The 15,272-nt window shown below is 69.4% G+C and carries 15 protein-coding genes; 7 read left to right on the top strand and 8 right to left on the bottom strand.

All coding sequences use genetic code 11. The annotated features are described in order from the left end of the window. Nucleotides 1-49 precede the first annotated feature (49 nt). From ACIGII_RS14225 to ACIGII_RS14195, 7 genes are all read left to right on the top strand, one after another. Nucleotides 50-3,112 (top strand): TonB-dependent receptor, encoded by a 3,063-nt coding sequence (locus ACIGII_RS14225; protein ID WP_399639043.1) that lies wholly within the window; start codon nucleotides 50-52, stop codon nucleotides 3,110-3,112. An 80-nt stretch (nucleotides 3,113-3,192) separates the two neighbouring features. Then, nucleotides 3,193-4,557, top strand: coding sequence for a hypothetical protein (locus ACIGII_RS14220; protein ID WP_399639042.1), 1,365 nt, complete (start codon nucleotides 3,193-3,195; stop codon nucleotides 4,555-4,557). Nucleotides 4,558-4,651: 94 nt separating this feature from the next. Further along, the gene (locus tag ACIGII_RS14215; protein WP_399639040.1) at nucleotides 4,652-5,086 is read left to right on the top strand and encodes a pyridoxamine 5'-phosphate oxidase family protein; all 435 of its coding nucleotides are present in this window, start codon (nucleotides 4,652-4,654) and stop codon (nucleotides 5,084-5,086) included. 9 nt (nucleotides 5,087-5,095) lie between these two features. Further along, the gene (locus tag ACIGII_RS14210; protein WP_399639039.1) at nucleotides 5,096-5,824 is read left to right on the top strand and encodes a DUF72 domain-containing protein; all 729 of its coding nucleotides are present in this window, start codon (nucleotides 5,096-5,098) and stop codon (nucleotides 5,822-5,824) included. Further along, complete coding sequence (locus ACIGII_RS14205; RefSeq protein WP_399639037.1) at nucleotides 5,817-6,545, top strand: DNA-formamidopyrimidine glycosylase family protein; 729 nt, start codon at nucleotides 5,817-5,819, stop codon at nucleotides 6,543-6,545. Before ACIGII_RS14210 ends, ACIGII_RS14205 begins: the two co-directional genes overlap by 8 nt. 175 nt (nucleotides 6,546-6,720) lie before the next feature. Then, nucleotides 6,721-7,377 (top strand): class I SAM-dependent methyltransferase, encoded by a 657-nt coding sequence (locus ACIGII_RS14200; protein ID WP_399639035.1) that lies wholly within the window; start codon nucleotides 6,721-6,723, stop codon nucleotides 7,375-7,377. Nucleotides 7,378-7,434: 57 nt separating this feature from the next. Continuing rightward, nucleotides 7,435-8,697, top strand: a complete 1,263-nt coding sequence (locus tag ACIGII_RS14195; RefSeq protein WP_399639033.1) for an MFS transporter — start codon at nucleotides 7,435-7,437, stop codon at nucleotides 8,695-8,697. Between the two features lie 11 nt (nucleotides 8,698-8,708). Here ACIGII_RS14195 and ACIGII_RS14190 read toward each other — a convergent pair whose 3' ends face one another. From ACIGII_RS14190 to mdcC, 8 genes are all read right to left on the bottom strand, one after another. Further along, on the bottom strand, nucleotides 8,709-9,428 hold the full coding sequence (locus ACIGII_RS14190; RefSeq protein ID WP_399639031.1) for a GntR family transcriptional regulator: 720 nt from the start codon (nucleotides 9,426-9,428) through the stop codon (nucleotides 8,709-8,711). 63 nt (nucleotides 9,429-9,491) lie between these two features. Further along, complete coding sequence (locus ACIGII_RS14185; RefSeq protein ID WP_399639029.1) at nucleotides 9,492-10,847, bottom strand: SLC13 family permease; 1,356 nt, start codon at nucleotides 10,845-10,847, stop codon at nucleotides 9,492-9,494. Between the two features lie 85 nt (nucleotides 10,848-10,932). After that, nucleotides 10,933-11,853 carry a malonate decarboxylase subunit epsilon gene (mdcH, locus tag ACIGII_RS14180; protein WP_399639027.1) on the bottom strand — a complete coding sequence of 307 codons (921 nt, stop codon included), beginning with the start codon at nucleotides 11,851-11,853 and terminating at the stop codon, nucleotides 10,933-10,935. After that, nucleotides 11,850-12,704, bottom strand: coding sequence for a triphosphoribosyl-dephospho-CoA synthase MdcB (gene mdcB / locus ACIGII_RS14175; RefSeq protein WP_399639026.1), 855 nt, complete (start codon nucleotides 12,702-12,704; stop codon nucleotides 11,850-11,852). Before mdcB ends, mdcH begins: the two co-directional genes overlap by 4 nt. Continuing rightward, nucleotides 12,701-13,339: a malonate decarboxylase holo-[acyl-carrier-protein] synthase gene (mdcG, locus tag ACIGII_RS14170; RefSeq protein ID WP_399639024.1), complete on the bottom strand. Its 639-nt coding sequence runs from the start codon at nucleotides 13,337-13,339 to the stop codon at nucleotides 12,701-12,703. Before mdcG ends, mdcB begins: the two co-directional genes overlap by 4 nt. Continuing rightward, nucleotides 13,332-14,042 carry a biotin-independent malonate decarboxylase subunit gamma gene (gene mdcE, locus ACIGII_RS14165; protein WP_399639022.1) on the bottom strand — a complete coding sequence of 237 codons (711 nt, stop codon included), beginning with the start codon at nucleotides 14,040-14,042 and terminating at the stop codon, nucleotides 13,332-13,334. The genes mdcG and mdcE overlap by 8 nt, the downstream gene beginning before the upstream one ends. Beyond that, nucleotides 14,039-14,947 (bottom strand): biotin-independent malonate decarboxylase subunit beta, encoded by a 909-nt coding sequence (locus ACIGII_RS14160; RefSeq protein ID WP_399639021.1) that lies wholly within the window; start codon nucleotides 14,945-14,947, stop codon nucleotides 14,039-14,041. The genes mdcE and ACIGII_RS14160 overlap by 4 nt, the downstream gene beginning before the upstream one ends. Continuing rightward, a complete protein-coding gene (gene mdcC / locus ACIGII_RS14155) occupies nucleotides 14,944-15,264 on the bottom strand; it encodes a malonate decarboxylase acyl carrier protein (protein WP_399639019.1) in 321 nt (106 codons plus the stop codon). Before mdcC ends, ACIGII_RS14160 begins: the two co-directional genes overlap by 4 nt. Nucleotides 15,265-15,272: the final 8 nt, after the last annotated feature.

The following is a 15,272-nucleotide window of genomic DNA, read 5'->3' as shown; positions in this document are numbered from 1 at the left end:
GCACTCGTAGTTGGGGAACGCCACCGCCATTCCCTCACTGGATCCCACGATGCGCCGCACTCTGTTCCTTTCCATCGCCCTTGCATTGCAGGGCACCGCCACGGCCTCCGCTGCCGAACCCACCCGTGTCGCCGCCGAGGCCATTGCGTCGCAGCCGCTGGACCAGGCGCTCAACGCGCTCTCGCGCCAGACCGGGCTGCAGTTCGTCTACAGCGCGCAGGCCGCGGGCAACCCGCGCACGCCGGCGGTCCCCGCCGGCCTGTCGGCCGAGGCCGCGCTGGGCCGCCTGCTCGCTGGTACCGGGCTGCGCTACCGCTACCTCAACGCGAGCACGGTCACCATCGAGTCCGACAGCGCCGCAGGCGTCCCGACCAGCGCCCAGATCGCGCCGGGCACCGGCAATGAGCGCGCCGAAGCGTCGCTGCCGGCGGCAACGGTGGACGCCTCGGCAGGCGTGACCGCGCAGAACCTGGAAACCATCCAGGTCAGCGGCAGCTACAGCCGCAGCCTGGAACAGGCGGTGGACATCAAGCGCAGCACGGTGGGTTTTTCCGATTCGATCGTCGCCACCGACGTGGCCGACTTTCCCGAACAGAACCTGGCCGAAGCCCTGCAGCGCGTTCCGGGCGTGACCATCGAACGCAGCAAGGGCCTGGGGACCAAGGTCAACGTGCGCGGCCTGCCGTCGGAATACACGTACGTGTCGATCAACGACCTGGCCACCGCATCGGGCAGTGGCGGGCGTGACGTGGAGTTCGACATGTTCGCCTCGGAGATCATCCAGCAGGTGACCGTGCAGAAATCGCCGACCGCCGCGGACGAAGAGGGCGGCATCGCCGGCTCGGTGAAGATCAGCACCGCGCGCCCGTTCGACTACCAGGGCCGCAAGCTGGTGCTGTCGGCCGAAGGCGCGCACAACAGCATTTCCGAAGAAGTAGATCCGCGCTTTGCCTTCCTCGCGGCCGATACCTGGGGCGACTGGGGCGGCCTGGTCTCATACTCGCAGTCCAAGCGCACCAACCGCACCGACTCCACCTCGGGCATCAACTTCCGGCCGATGTCGCGCTTTCTCGGCGCGTCGGGCACCCGTGGCACGCAGGCGCAGGCGGTGCTGGCCCGCGATGCCGGGGTGAACATCACCAACCGCAACGACACCGACCAGACCAACCTGGTGGTGTTCCAGGACAAGGTGGGCGACCGCGTCTACCTCAACGAACAGGACAAGTGGGGCGCCACCGCGTCGCTGCAGTACAAGCCCAGCAGCAGCTTCAGCCTGACCTTCGATGCCATGCTGGGCGGCTACGACTCCACCGAGGACGAGTACGACGCCGCGGCCTATTCGGCGTCCAGCCGCAGCACCCTGGACACGATCCACGCCTACGACGCCAACACCCTGTCCGAATACGGCATGGTGGTGCTGCGCGATGTCTCCTACACCGCCACCCAGCACGAAATGCTGAGCAAGGAACGGATCAACAAGACCGACTACAGCCAGTACAGCTTGGCCATGGACTGGAAGGGCCAGGACTGGTACGTGGATGCGATGGTCGGCTACTCCGGTGCGGAAAAGACCTCGGACTACTCCAACCTCAAGCATGTCGCCTATGCGCCCTCGCGCACCCGCTGGACCGGGCGTAGTGGTGAAACCCTTCCCAGCACGCCGGGCGGTTTTGACATGTACAACGCCTCGGACAGGTATCTGTTCGAAGCCTACGAGACCACGCTGGAGAAGGTCGACGACGACAAGTATGCCGGCCAGGTCAACGTCACCCGCATGCTCGACCTGGCGTTCCTGCCCGCGCTGCGCGATGTGAAGTTCGGCGCCCGCCATACCGACCGTTCCAAGCAGCGCCAGTACGGTGAGCTGAAGATCACCGGCCCTGCCGCCGGCAGCAGCGCCTGGGTGAACACCCGCACCCTGGCCGACAGCCCGTTGCAGTCCATCGGCGACATCGTTCCCGGTGGCGGCTACACCCTCAAGGACCTGGACTGGCAGCAGGTGCCCAATGCGTATGCGCGCAACGCGTTCCGCTACGACGGCTTCTACACGCCTTTCGATCCGGGCCAGTTCTACCAGGTGGATGAGAAGGTCACCAGTCTCTACGCGATGGCGGATTTCGCCTTCGACATCGGCCGGGTGCCGGTGAACATCAACGCCGGCGCGCGCTACGTGGACACCCACGTGACCTCGTCGGGCTTCCATCCGATCCAGCGCCCGGATGGCACCACCGGCTACACCGATACGCCGGTGTCCAAGGATGGCAGCTACGACGACCTGCTGCCCAGCTTCAACATGACCGCCGAACTGGCGCAGGGTCTGCTGCTGCGCGCGGCAGCCGCCAAGACCATGATGCGTCCGTCGCTGACCGACATCGCCTACAAGCGTACCGCCAGCTGGAGTTCCTACCGCTTCACCGATGGCAACCCGGAACTGAAGCCGACCTACGCCAGGCAATGGGAAGTGGGCCTGGAAAAGTACCTGGACAACGGTGCCCTGTTTGCGGCGTCCTACTTCCGCAAGAACATCGATGGCGTGGTGATCAACTCCTTCACCGGGGTGGTGCCGGACGTGGCGGTGTACAACGCCAACGGCACGCTCAACGGCATCTTCGACTTCGACGTGTACCAGCCGGTCAATGCCGCGGGCTCCTACCAGGTGGACGGGGTGGAACTGGTCGCCCAGCTGCCGCTGGGCATGTTCACCCCGGTGCTGGAAGGCTTCGGCGTGAATGCCAACTACACCGTGCTGGACAGCTCGCTGGCCGGTGAATCCGACCTGGGCATCCGCACCCCGATGCCGGGCCTGTCCGAGAAGACCTGGAACGTCACCGCCTACTACGAGAATGATCGCTTCGACGCGCGCGTGTCCTACAACCACAAGGACGAGTACGTGGAATCGATCGGCTACGACATGTACCCGATCTGGCGCGACGCCTACGGCCAGATGGACGTATCGATCGGCTACCGGATCACCGACACCGTCAAGGTCAGCCTGAAGGGCATCAACCTGACCAACGAGATCACCAGCGGCTACACCATGGACCCGTCGTTCCCGACCATGTACGAAGCGTCGGGCCGCCGCATCAGCCTGGGCCTGCGCGCCGACTTCTGATCCCGCCGGCGGGTGCGCCCGCTGCTTCACCCGTCCGCCTGCCGCCTGCGCGGCAGGCGGACGGCATGCAAGGACTCCTTATGCACAGATTTTTCCTGATGGCGCTGCTGGCAGCGCCCGCTGCCGCGTCGGCTGCCGACGCTGACCAGGGCCGCGACTGGCTGCCCGGCGACCACCACGTGCACAGCGAATGGAGCGTGGACTGGGACCGAAGTACGACCCCGCCGACCCCGATCCGCGGCGGCGATTCGTCCTATACCCGCAGCCATAATGCAACGCGTGCGCGCCATTACGGCCTGCGCTGGATGGTGCACACCGACCATGGCGGTCCCGGCCACTCGGCGGTGACCCGCGACCACGCTTACCCGGCGTTGCTCAAGGCGCGCACTGATGTGCCCGACCTGATCCAGTTCAACGGCATGGAGTTCGACGTGCCGGCCGGCGAGCATGCGTCGCTGATCATCGCTCCGGGACCGCAGGAACGCGGCCAGCTGGTCACCCTCGAACGTGAGTACAGCCGCAGCGAGCCGCTGCAGGGCAGCCGCGACACCCACCAGCAGATGCTGGACGCGCTCGCCCACATGCGCACGCTGGCGCCGCTGCCGGTGCTGCTGATCAACCATCCCTCGCGCACGGCGACCGGGGCCGGGCAGTGGGGCGCGGTGACCCCGGACGAGTTGACCGCCTGGCACGCGGCGGCGCCGCAGGTGCTGGTCGGGATGGAGGGCGCGCCGGGCCACCAGGCCACGCGCAGCGAGCGCGGGCTGTACCGCAATGCCGCAGCGCCCACCCGCGGCGGTTTCGACCAGATGACCACCGAGGTCGGCGGCGTGTGGGACCGGATGCTGGCCGCCGGCACCCGCTTCTGGATCACCGCCAGCTCCGATTCGCACGTGAACGTGCGCGATGGCGGCAGCGATTTCGACCCGGGTGAATACAGCAAAACCTATGTATGGGCGCGACCGGAGGCGGGAGACATCCTGGCCGGGGTGCGCGGCGGGCGCATGTTCGCGGTGACCGGCGACCTGATCGACCGGCTCGAGCTGACCGTGCAGGCCGTCGACGGCAGCGGCAGCGTGGGGCGGATGGGCGAGGCGGTGCAGCTGGCGCCCGGTACGCCGATGCGCGTGCAGCTGCGCGTGCGCCAGCCGTCTGCGGCCAATGCCGCCGGCCAGCACCCGCGGTTGCAGCAGCTGCAGCTGATCGTCGGCAGCGGCGCTGCGCAGGCGCCGCAGATGCAGACCCGCCGCTTTACCGCCGCCGACTGGACGCAGGACGGCGCCTGGTACCAGGCGGCGTGGGAACTGCCGGCACCGGCCAACGGCGGTTTCGTGCGCGCGCGGGGAAGCAGCACGGACGAGCCGACGCCATTGGAAGACCTCAAGGGAGAAGATCCCTGGCAGGACCTGTGGTTCCATTCCAACCCGGTGTTCATCACGCGCTGAGGTGCCCGCCGTGAATGGCGCGCCAGCACGCCTGCACGGCCCGGTCACGGGCGCTTGCCGACTCTGCTGGCAGACCCCTGCCACCGGAGCCGCGATGACCACCCTGACCCTGCACGATCTGGCCAAGAAGATGGCCGGCATCGACTTCACCATGCTGCAGACCTTCGCCGACAACGGCGAGATCGCCGGTCGACCGATGAGCAACAACGGCGATGTCGACTACGACGGCGACAGCTGGTTCTTTTCGCTGGACAGCACCGACATGGTGCGCGAGCTGCAGGCCGAGCCGAAGGTGGCGCTCAGCTTCACCGGCAGCAAGGGCCTGCTCGGCAAGCCGCCGCTGTTCGTGTTCGTGCAGGGCAAGGCGCGCATCCTCCGCGACAAGGAGACGATGCGCGAACACTGGCAGAAGAGCCTGGAACGCTGGTTCGAGCAGGGCGTGGACACGCCCGGGCTGGTCCTCATCCACGTCCATGCCCACCGCATCCATTACTGGGACGGCGAAGACCAGGGCGAAATCCAGGTCTGACCCCGCGCCATGCCTGCCGCCCGCCTCCCACGGATCGGTTGTGCGGGTTGGTCCATTCCAACCCGCCATGCCGACCTGTTCGGTCCGGGCGACAGCATGCTGGCGCGGTACGCCACCCGCTTTTCGGTGGTGGAGATCAATTCCTCCTTCTACCGGCCGCACAAGCCGGTCACGTATGAGCGGTGGGCGGCCAGCGTGCCCGCCGGCTTCCGGTTCTCGGTGAAGATCCCGCGGGCGATCTCCCATGATTCGGGGCTGTTCGGCGCAGGGCCCTTGCTGGACCGCTTCCTTGGCGATGCCGGCGCGCTTGGGGTCAAGCTTGGCGGATTGCTGCTGCAGTTGCCGCCGTCGCTGGCACTGGATGCCCGGCGAGCCGCCGGCTTTTTTCGCGCCCTGCGCAGGCGCAGCGACGTGCCGCTGGTGTGCGAGCTACGCCATGCGAGCTGGTTCACCGACGCGGCGGAGGCTCTGTTCCAGCGATACGGTGTTTCGCGGGCGGGCGCCGATCCGGCGCGGGCTGCCGACGCCGCGCACCCCGGTGGGGCGCCGTCATGGCACTACTGGCGCTGGCACGGTTCCCCGCGCATCTACTACAGCGACTACGACGACGCCGCATTGAACGCGCTCGCCGCGCAGGTGCGGCAGCGGCGCGGTCCGCGATGGGTCATCTTCGACAATACCGCGCATGGCTTCGCCGTTGCCAATGCCGCGCGCCTGCAGGAGCTGCTGCGTGCCTGAAGGTCCCTCCATCGTCATCCTGCGCGAAGCGGCTGCGAAGTTCCGCGGCAAAACCGTGCGGCGCGCGACCGGCAACAGCAGCCTGGACCTGACCCGGATGGAAGGCCGGCGGGTGAAGGCGCTGCGCAGCTGGGGCAAGCATTTCCTGCTCGAATTCAGCGGCTTCAGCCTGCGCGTGCACATGCTGATGTTCGGCAGCTACCGCATCGACGAGCGCAAGCCGTCACCGGCGCGCGTCTCACTGCAGTTCGACAACGGCGAACTCAACATCTACGCCTCGTCGGTCAAGTACATCGAAGGCGCGCTGGTCGACACCTACGATTGGCGTACCGACGTGATGAACGATGCCTGGGACCCGCGCCTGGCCCGGCGCCGGCTGAAGCAGCAGCCGGACACGCTGGTGTGCGACGCGTTGCTGGACCAGGAGCTGTTCGCCGGGGTGGGCAACATCATCAAGAACGAAGTGCTGTTCCGCCAGCGGGTGCACCCCGAATCCAAGGTGGGCGACCTGCCGCCGCGCGTGCTGGGCAAGGTGATTGCCGACGCCCGCGCGTACAGCTTCCTGTTCCTGGTGTGGAAGCGCGCGTTCGAGCTGCGCAAGCACTGGCAGGTCCATACCCGGCGCACCTGTCCGACCTGTGGTGGCCCGGTCTCCAAGACCTACCCGGGCAAAACCCGCCGACGCACGTTTTTCTGCCCGAACTGCCAGGTCCGTTACTGAGTGCAGGCGTGGGACTGTGCGCAGGTGAAGGTCGCACGGTGCCGGTCCTGTACGATGGTGGCGTTCCACGCCATTTCGCGCGTCCTGCGCGGCCTATTGCGGTCGCCCGCTTCGCTCCCTTTTCGAGTCGTCCGCCGTCCTGGCGGACAGGCTTTCCGTGTTTCATGGAGCGCACATGCCGGGCTATACCACCCGCATCCTCACCATTCCCGTCAACGGCCACGACTTCCGGATCCGCGCGCTCAGCGACCTCCAGCAGTTCGCCGATCCGACCGGCCGCGCCGAGCGCGCCGGGATCCATTCCTCGCTGTGGAGCCTGTTCGGCCAGGTCTGGCCGGCCGGGCGGGTGCTGGCCGAGACCATGAGCCGCTATGAAGTGGCCGGCAAGCGCATCCTGGAACTGGGCTGCGGGCTGGGCCTGTCCAGCCTGGTGCTGGCCCATCGCGGCGCCAACGTGGTGGCCAGTGATCATCACCCGCTGGCCGAGTCGTTCCTGGCCTACAACGCCGGCCTCAACGATCTGCCCTCGGTCCACTATCGCGACCTGCCGTGGGAGATGCCGGATACCACGCTGGGTCGCTTCGATCTGATCATCGGCAGCGATGTGCTGTATGAGCGCGGCCACGGCGTGCAGATCGCGGCGATGATGGAGCGCCATGCCAATCCCAGCGCGGAACTGCTGCTGACCGACCCGGGGCGCGGCAACCTGGGTGCCTTCTCGCGCGCCATGGCCCGGCAGGGGTACGCGGCCACCGAGGAAGGGGGGTTCGGTGCGGATGAAAGCAATGCCCCCGGTCGGGGCCGGCTCATGCGCTATGCGCGTACCGCGTAGGCCGACGCCGCGCGCAACGACATCGTCTGCAGGCCGAATGTCGTAGGCTTCGGGCCCATGACCCATCCAGCCCCTGCCGCACCCACCCGCTCGATGATCGTTGCCGGCCTGTCCACGGTGGTGGAGTGGTACGACTTCACGCTCTACCTGTACCTGGCCACGGTGCTGTCGCGGGTATTCTTCGGCGGTGGCGACAACGCCATGCTCGCCACGCTGGCCGGGTTCGCCGTGAGCTACCTGATGCGTCCGCTGGGCGCGCTGTGCTTCGGGCACCTGGGCGACCGCTTCGGTCGCCGCTACATGCTGCTGGCGTCGATGGCGCTGATGACCGTGGCGATGCTGGCCACGGCGATGCTGCCCACCTTCGAGAGCATCGGCGCCAGCGCGGGCGTGCTGTTGCTGCTGCTGCGCTGCGTGATGGCGTTTTCGGTGGGCGGCGAATATACCGGCGTGGTGGCGTACCTGCTGGAAAGTGCGCCCCTGCACCGGCGCGGGCTGGTGACCTCGCTGGCGTCGGCGGCGAGCGAAGTAGGGGCACTGCTGGCGGTGGCGCTGTCGGCGCTGACCGTGGCGCTGTTGAGCAGCGCGCAGCTGGATGGGTGGGGCTGGCGCATTCCGTTCTTCATCGGCGCCGCACTGGCCGGTGGCATCCTGCTGGCGCGCTCGACCATGCATGAATCGCCGGAGTTCGAACGGCAGCTGGCCGCAGGCACCGTGCCCACCTCGCCGATCCGCGACACCTGGTGCTTCCATCGCGGTGCGGTGGCACGCACCTTCGCCATCTCCGCACTCGGCTCGATCACCTATTACGTGGGCATCACCTACGTGCCCGCGTTCCTGGGTTCGGCGAGCGAGGTGGGCGAATCGAAGGCGTTGTGGCTGTCCACCGTTGCCGCCGTCGCGGTGATCGGGGTCACGCCATTGGCCGGTGCGTTGTCGGACAGGATCGGACGTCGACCGGTGCTGATCGGGCTGGCGCTGCTGTCGGCCCTGCTGCCGTTGACGATGTTCGGGCTGATGGCCACCGGCAGTGCGGTGCAGATCGCGCTGGCCGCCGTGGTGCTGGCCTGCCTGGCCGGTGGCGTCAGCGCGGTGGCGGCTCCGGCCACGGCCGAACAGTTCCCCGGCGAAGGCCGCCTGAGCGGGCTGGCGCTGGGGGTGACCATGGCCACGGCGTTCTTCGGTGGCGCCACGCCGCTGCTGGCCGAACTGCTGGTGCGCCACACCGGCTGGGCCGCCGCGCCCGGTGCGATGATCGCCGCGGTGGCGTTGCTGGTCCTGCCGGTGCTGTGGGGCCTGCGCGAAACCCGTCCGACCTGATCCCTGCGCGGTTACAGGCCGCCTTCGGTCGGCAGCGGGGCCGGCACGTTCAACAACCCGCCCGCCGCCACGTACGCGGCCAGCGCCTGGCCCTGGCTGAGCAGGTGCTGCTCCATGGTGCGCTCGGCGCCCTCCGCGTCGCGGCGTCGGAAGCAGTCCATCAACGCGCGGTGTTCGGCCAGCGATTGCGCGGTGCGTCCCGGGGTGAGCAGCTGCCGCCCGCGGTGCATCTTCAGGATGCGGTGCAGGTCGTGGGTGATGCGGATCAACCACGGGTTGCCGGCGTAATGCTGCACGGTTTCATGGATCAGGTAGTTGTTGCGGTAGTAGTCGGCGATGTTGCCGTCCGCCGCCGCCGCTTCCATCGCCGCGTGCAGCGCTTCGAGCCGGGCGATGCCGGCATCGTCGATATGGGTCACCGCCTCGTGCGCGCAGCGGCCCTCCAGCATCGCCATCACCGGGAACAGCTGGTTCAGGTCTTCCAGGGTCAGCCGGGTGACGCGGGCACCGCGCCCGGCGTCGATCTGCACCAGGCCCTCGGCGGCCAGCAGCTTGAGCGCTTCGCGCAGTGGCGTGCGGCTGATCCCCAGCTCCTCGCACAGCGCCGGTTCGTCGATCCACTCGCCCGGCGGCAGCCGGTAATCGTAGATCTGCCCGCGCACGCGTTCGGCCACCTCTTCGTACAGAGGGGCGCGCTTTTTCGGCGGACGCGGGGCAGGGGCAATGGCCATGAGCGGATTGTAGACGGTCGTCACCGGTCGCGCCGGCCAGTGGCCGGCACCCCGGTCATCCCATTACATCCAGCCCGGCACGACGAACAGCAGCCAGGCCAGCAGCGGGCCGAACACGACGACCAGCCCGCTGTACACCAGGAAGCGGCGGAACAACGATTCGCGCTCTTCCTTCGCCGCCGACGCCACCACCAGCGCGCCGTTGGTCGAGAACGGGCTGACGTCGACGATGGTGGAGGACACGGCCAACGCACAGATCACCCCGGCCGCACCCAGGTGCCCCTGCAGCAGGAACGGCACCGCCAGCGGAATGGTGGCGCCCAGCACCGCCGCCGACGAGGCGAAGGCCGAGACGATGCCGCCCACGTAGCACACCAGCAGCGCGCCCAGCAGCGGAATGCCGATGTTGGACACGCCGTTGCCGATGAAGTCCACCGAGCCGGCCTTCTCCAGCACGCCCACGTAAGTGACCACGCCGCAGATCAGCAGCACGGTGGACCAGCTGATGCCATCCACCGCACCCTTCTGGCTCTTCGGCGACAGCAGTGCCAGCGCCACCGCCACGGTGATCGAGACCAGGCCCACGTTGAGGTTGTAGATCAGCGCGGCGATCCCCAGCCCGAGCAGCCCGACCAGGGTGAACAGACGCTCGCGGGTGACGCCGACCGCCTCCAGCGCATCGGGATCGTTGGACAGCGTGCCGCCGCCAGCCGAGACCAGCGCGCCGTGGCCTTCGATCGCGAACTGCCGCGACGAGGCCTGCGGGCCGCCGGCCAGGGCAGCGGTGCCGCCGCCCATGGTCACTGCACCACGGCGCATCAGGGCGATGCCCCCGAAGGCGAAGAAGCAGATCGTCGCCATCATGAAGTTGAAGCCCAGGCTGGTCAGGAACACCGCCATTTCGGTGACTTCAAGCCCGGCCTTCTGCACCACGCCGTTGGTGATGCTGCCGTACACGCTGATCGGCGAGAACCCGCCGGCCTGCGCGCCGTGGATCACCAGCAGGCCCATCATCAAGGGATTGATGTTGTACTGCTTGGCGAAACGCAGCGCGACCGGGCCGATGATCGCCACGGCTGCAGGGCCCAGTGCACCGAACGCGGTGAGCACCGCGGTGACCACGAACATCACCCACGGAATGGCCACGATGCGCCCGCGCACCGCGCGTACCGCCCAGTGCACCAGCAGGTCGATGGTGCCGTTCTTCTGGGCGATGGCGAACAGATAGGTGATGCCGACCAGGGTCAGGAACAGGTCGCCGGGGAACCCGCCGAGCACTTCCTTGCCTTCCATGCCGACGAAGATGCCGCCGATGATGAAGGCCAGCGCGAAGGCCACCGCGCCCATGTTGATGGGCAGCGCGGTGGCGATGATGAACATGATCACCAGACCGATGATCGTTGCAATTTGTGGACTCATGCGCCCTCCCAGACACGTGATGCAGCGATTGCACGGATGGAAACCCGCCATCCCCGGGCTGACGCTTGCAGGTGGAGCCAACCGCTCATCGCACGCGGTCCAGGGCGCGGTGCACCCAGTCCGCCGCACCGTCCAGGTGCTGGAATTCTTCGACCGCGCGGACCTGGCAGCACGGGTAGTCGGCCGCGACCATGCGCGCCAGCGCCGTGCCGGGCCCCAGCTGCAGGAACACGCGCGCGCCGCGCTCGAACAGCTGGCGCATCACCTGGGCCCACTCGATGGTCTGCGCCAGCTGCGCCGACAGCGTGTGCACCACGGCGGCCGGATCGCGCACCGGGCGTGCATCGATCCCGGCCAGCACCGGAAGGCGCGGCGCCTGCAGCGGCGCCTGCGCCAGCACCCGTGCAAAGCTTTCCGCCGCGCTGGCCAGCAGCGGCGTATGCGCGGGCACCTGCACCGGCAGCGGGCGCACCTCTGCGCGCAGGGCACGCGCGGCCCCGGCCACTGCCTGCAGCCGTTCCCCACTACCGCCGACGAGGAAATGGTCCGCGCCGTTGGCGATGGCGATGTACACGCCATGGGCCTGGCACAACGCCTGCAGCGGTGCGCGCTGCAGCCCGAGGATGGCCTGCAGGCCGGCGTCGCGGGGGCTGGCGTTGTCCATGCGCTGCGCCCGCTGTGCGGCCAGGTCCAGGCAGGCGGCCGGCCCCATGCTGCCGGCCACGCAGTGCGCGGCGAGTTCGCCGATGCTGTAGCCGGCGACCAGCGTCGGCGGGGGCAGCCGGTCGCGCAGTGCCAGCCAATGGCCCACGCTGGCCGCGCACAGCAACGGCTGCGCCTGCGCGTTGTCGAAGCGATCATCCGCGGCAGCGGCGTCGACCGGATCGCGATCCAGCGCGTGCCGACACGCCTCCAGCACCTCGCGCGCGGCCGGCGCCTCGCGCAGCCGGTCGAACATCGCCGGGTGCTGCGCGCCTTGCCCGGGGCAGAGCAGGGCCAGGCTCATATCGCCTCCTGCCGCAACAGGAACCAGCTGCAGGCCAGCAGGTCGGCGCTGCCGCCCGGGCTGAGCCGACGGGCGACGAAGGCGTCGCCCAGCCGCTGCAGGTGCGTGCGCCAGTCCGGTGCGAAGGCACCGCCGTGGGCCATGAAGACGGCCGCCTGGGCGCGCGCCCAGCGCAGGCCGTCGGCGCCACCCCGGTGCAGCAGGTTCACATCCTCCAGCGCGGCCACCAGCGTCATCAGCGTGTGGCACAGCGCTGCCTCGCGCGGCAATCCGGCCGCAAGCGCAGCGCGCAGCGCAGGCAGCGCGTGCGTGCGCAGCACCGGGTAGCCGGCAGCGGCGAGCTCGCGCACGCCGGCAATGCCATGCTGCGCGCGTGCGCGCTGCCCCGGACTGGTGGGGTCGAGCGGTGCGGCCTGCAGCGCATCCGCCCAGCCCTGCACGGCCACGCAGACCTGCTCGCCGCTGGGCGCCGCCTCCACCCGCCGGCAGGCGGCCGCGGCGGCGACCAGCAGGCCGAGATTGAAGATCGCACCGCGATGGGTATTGATGCCGCCGGTCGCACGCAGCATGGCGGCTTCGGCGTCGATGCCGAGCCCACGCAGCCGCGCGAACGGCGCCGCCGCCGCGCCGGCCTGGGCGATGTGGCGATAGTAATGGCGCAGCGCGAACAGGCTGCGCAGGAACGTGCCGGCGTCCATGTCCGCATGGCTGCCGGGATCGAACGGCGTCACCAGCCCCGGCTTGGGCGACAGCGCCAGTTCCGCATGCAGGCTGGCCATGGCCAGGCGCCCCAAGCGGGTGACCGTCGCACCCGACACCGGCACAGCGTGTGCCTGCAGCACCGCGCTCATGCAGGCGCTCCGGCGAACAACCGATCGCGCGCCTCGAGCATCGCGCCATCCACCCGCTTCACCAGTACCTCGCGCGCGGCACCGGCATATTCGCGCCAGTTCACCGCCGCGCCGTCGGGCAGGCACAGCTCGCCGTCCACGCGCCGTCCGAACGTGCGTTCCCACGCCTGCAGCCGCGCCACCAGGTGTGCGGCAGCGTCGGCGTCATCGACCTCCCACAGCAGGTCCACATCCGAGCGTGCGTGGACATAAGCCAGTCCGGTCAGGGCCTGCCAGGCGAACGCGCCGAACACCCTGGCCGGGGCGATGGCGGACATTGCCTGCAAGGGCAGCCGCCATGCCGGCGGCAGGTCCGCCCGTTCCACCAGCCCGGCCAGTGCCGGCGGCGGCGCCTGCCGCGCGATGTCGTGCAGCGGCACCCGCAGCGCCAGCCGTTGCTTGCCCTCGGCGGGGGGGAGGGGAACGCCGAGGCGCACGCGCGGGTCCGGATCATCGGCGGCGCGGCGCGCCACCACGGCCGGCCAGCCACGGGCGAACCAGTCCGCCAGGCGGCTGTCGTGCGCGGCCACGTCGGCCCGCCAGTCGGCGTGCGCCGACAGCCAGGCCAGCGTGTGGCGGGCGGGCCGGTCAGGCATCGCCGGCGGCGACCTGGGCGGCCACGCGTGCGGCCAGGGTGCGGCCACCGCGCTCGGCACCGCGCTGTGCACGTTGGTCGCCGTCGGCGGGCGCGCGCAGCGCCTGCAGCAGGTGGGCGGCAAGGTCGCCGTCCCACACCGACGCCACCGCGCCCATGGCGACGTAGTTCTCCACCCCCGGTGCGAACACCGGCGAGCTCTGGCTGAGCGCCTGCAGTTTCTCCAGCGGCTGCTTGGTCACCCGCGCCATCGCGCGCAGGTCCATCACCCGCACCTGCGCATCGGGCAGGGCATGGATGTGGTCGGCCATCAGTCCGAACGAGAGGAAGCCACCGCTCACCGACTCGCCGTACACCAGCGTGACCAGGCGCGCGCCGCGCCGGCGCGCCAGGTCCAATGACTGGGCGAGGTGGGCGAAGTACCCGTTGATGCCAAGCAGCTCGTCGCGACGTGCCAGGCGCTGCCCGGCCGTGTCGACCAGCATCACGATGGGGCGGTGCGGGGTGGCCGCGGTACTGGCCAGCACGGTGTCGGCGAGCACCAGCGCGTGGTCCACGCCTACCTCGAGCTTGTCGGCGGTGCCGATCACGGTGACGTCGCCGTCGTCGGTGCGGGCCGTGCCGGTCAGCACGGAGTCGGACACGGTGATGGCGTGGCCCTGCGGGAACAGGGCGTCGAGCAGGTCGCTCAGGGGCGCGGTCATGGCAGGCTCCGTTGCGCGGTGGCGGCGAGGAAATCAGCGGTGTCCAGCAACGGCAGCCGCTGCGGCTCGCCAATACCCATCTGCGCCCAGATGTCCAGCCCGTCGCGGCACCCGCTCCACGCCTGGGCGCGGGCCTTCAGCGCTGCGTGGCGGGCCTGCAGGGCGGCCAGTGCGCGCCCGGTGTCGTCGCTGTCGGTGTCCGGGTGCAGCGCGTCGAACGCGGCCTGGGCGAAGGCGTCGATCGCATCCGGTACCAGCACCTGCGCCTGGTCGATCAGGTAGCGGTGCTTTCCACCGGTGACCCGCCACACCAGTGCGCGGTCGCGCGCGTCGAACTCTTCCACCCCGCGCACGGTTTCGATCACCTCCGGGCCGGACAGCGACAACCGACCTTCCTCTGACATGATCACGGTGGTGCAGCAGCGCGCGACGATGCCCATGCCGCCGAATGCGCCGTTGCCACTGCCGATCAGCGCCAGCACCGGCACCCCGGCAGCACGCACCGCCAGGGTGGCGCGCATGATTTCGGAAATGGCGATCAGTCCGGCGTTGGCTTCGTGCAGGCGCACGCCGCCGGTGTCGAGCAACAGCAGCACGCCGTCGGCGCCGGTGCGGACGGCACGCTGCAGCAGGCCGGTCAGCTTGGCGCCGTGCACTTCACCCACGCCGCCGCCCATGAACTGCCCCTGCTGTGCGGCCACCAGCACGCGTTTGCCGCGCAGGCGACCTTCGCCGACGACAATGCCATCGTCGAACGCGGCCGGCTGGTCCAGCTGCGCCAGGTGGGGGCTGATCGCGCGCTGTGCAGGACCCAGCAGTTCGCGGAAGCTGCCGGCGTCCAGCAGCCCGGCGATGCGCTCGCGGGCGTCGGCTTCGTAATAGCTGTGGCGGCGGGCGCGGCTCATGCGCTGCCTCCGGCACGCAGGCTTTCCACCGCCTGGTCCAGGCGCAGGCTGACCACGGCCGGGGTGGCGCCGGCGTCGTTGATCGACACCTGCACGTCGCACAGCGGGTGGCGGCGGGCGAAATCGCCGATCACCGCTTCCCAGATCGTGCCGAATCCGCGCGCGGCGGTGATGACGCGCACCGCCATGGCGCCGTCCAGTGCGGCCGGTTCCATCAGGATTTCCAGGTTGCCGGAGGCCAGCACGCCGACCAGTACCGCGTCGGTGGGGAAGTGGACGTGTTCGGTGCCGCTGAATCGATAGTCGAGGGTTTCCATGTCCGGTT

The organism is Stenotrophomonas sp. NPDC077420 (genome assembly GCF_044543385.1).
Classification (GTDB): Bacteria; Pseudomonadota; Gammaproteobacteria; order Xanthomonadales; family Xanthomonadaceae; genus Stenotrophomonas.
The sequence above is the reverse complement of the archived record's forward strand: the minus strand, read 5'-3'. Positions and strand labels throughout refer to the sequence as shown.

Coding starts and splice junctions, on each gene's coding strand:
- mdcH (WP_399639027.1), bottom strand. CDS start 11,853: ATGAGCCTGGCCCTGCTCTGCCCCGGGCAAGGCGCGCAGCACCCGGCG.
- ACIGII_RS14220 (WP_399639042.1), top strand. CDS start 3,193: ATGCACAGATTTTTCCTGATGGCGCTGCTGGCAGCGCCCGCTGCCGCG.
- mdcB (WP_399639026.1), bottom strand. CDS start 12,704: ATGAGCGCGGTGCTGCAGGCACACGCTGTGCCGGTGTCGGGTGCGACG.
- ACIGII_RS14225 (WP_399639043.1), top strand. CDS start 50: ATGCGCCGCACTCTGTTCCTTTCCATCGCCCTTGCATTGCAGGGCACC.
- mdcC (WP_399639019.1), bottom strand. CDS start 15,264: ATGGAAACCCTCGACTATCGATTCAGCGGCACCGAACACGTCCACTTC.
- ACIGII_RS14210 (WP_399639039.1), top strand. CDS start 5,096: ATGCCTGCCGCCCGCCTCCCACGGATCGGTTGTGCGGGTTGGTCCATT.
- mdcG (WP_399639024.1), bottom strand. CDS start 13,339: ATGCCTGACCGGCCCGCCCGCCACACGCTGGCCTGGCTGTCGGCGCAC.
- ACIGII_RS14215 (WP_399639040.1), top strand. CDS start 4,652: ATGACCACCCTGACCCTGCACGATCTGGCCAAGAAGATGGCCGGCATC.
- mdcE (WP_399639022.1), bottom strand. CDS start 14,042: ATGACCGCGCCCCTGAGCGACCTGCTCGACGCCCTGTTCCCGCAGGGC.
- ACIGII_RS14195 (WP_399639033.1), top strand. CDS start 7,435: ATGACCCATCCAGCCCCTGCCGCACCCACCCGCTCGATGATCGTTGCC.
- ACIGII_RS14185 (WP_399639029.1), bottom strand. CDS start 10,847: ATGAGTCCACAAATTGCAACGATCATCGGTCTGGTGATCATGTTCATC.
- ACIGII_RS14160 (WP_399639021.1), bottom strand. CDS start 14,947: ATGAGCCGCGCCCGCCGCCACAGCTATTACGAAGCCGACGCCCGCGAG.
- ACIGII_RS14200 (WP_399639035.1), top strand. CDS start 6,721: ATGCCGGGCTATACCACCCGCATCCTCACCATTCCCGTCAACGGCCAC.
- ACIGII_RS14190 (WP_399639031.1), bottom strand. CDS start 9,428: ATGGCCATTGCCCCTGCCCCGCGTCCGCCGAAAAAGCGCGCCCCTCTG.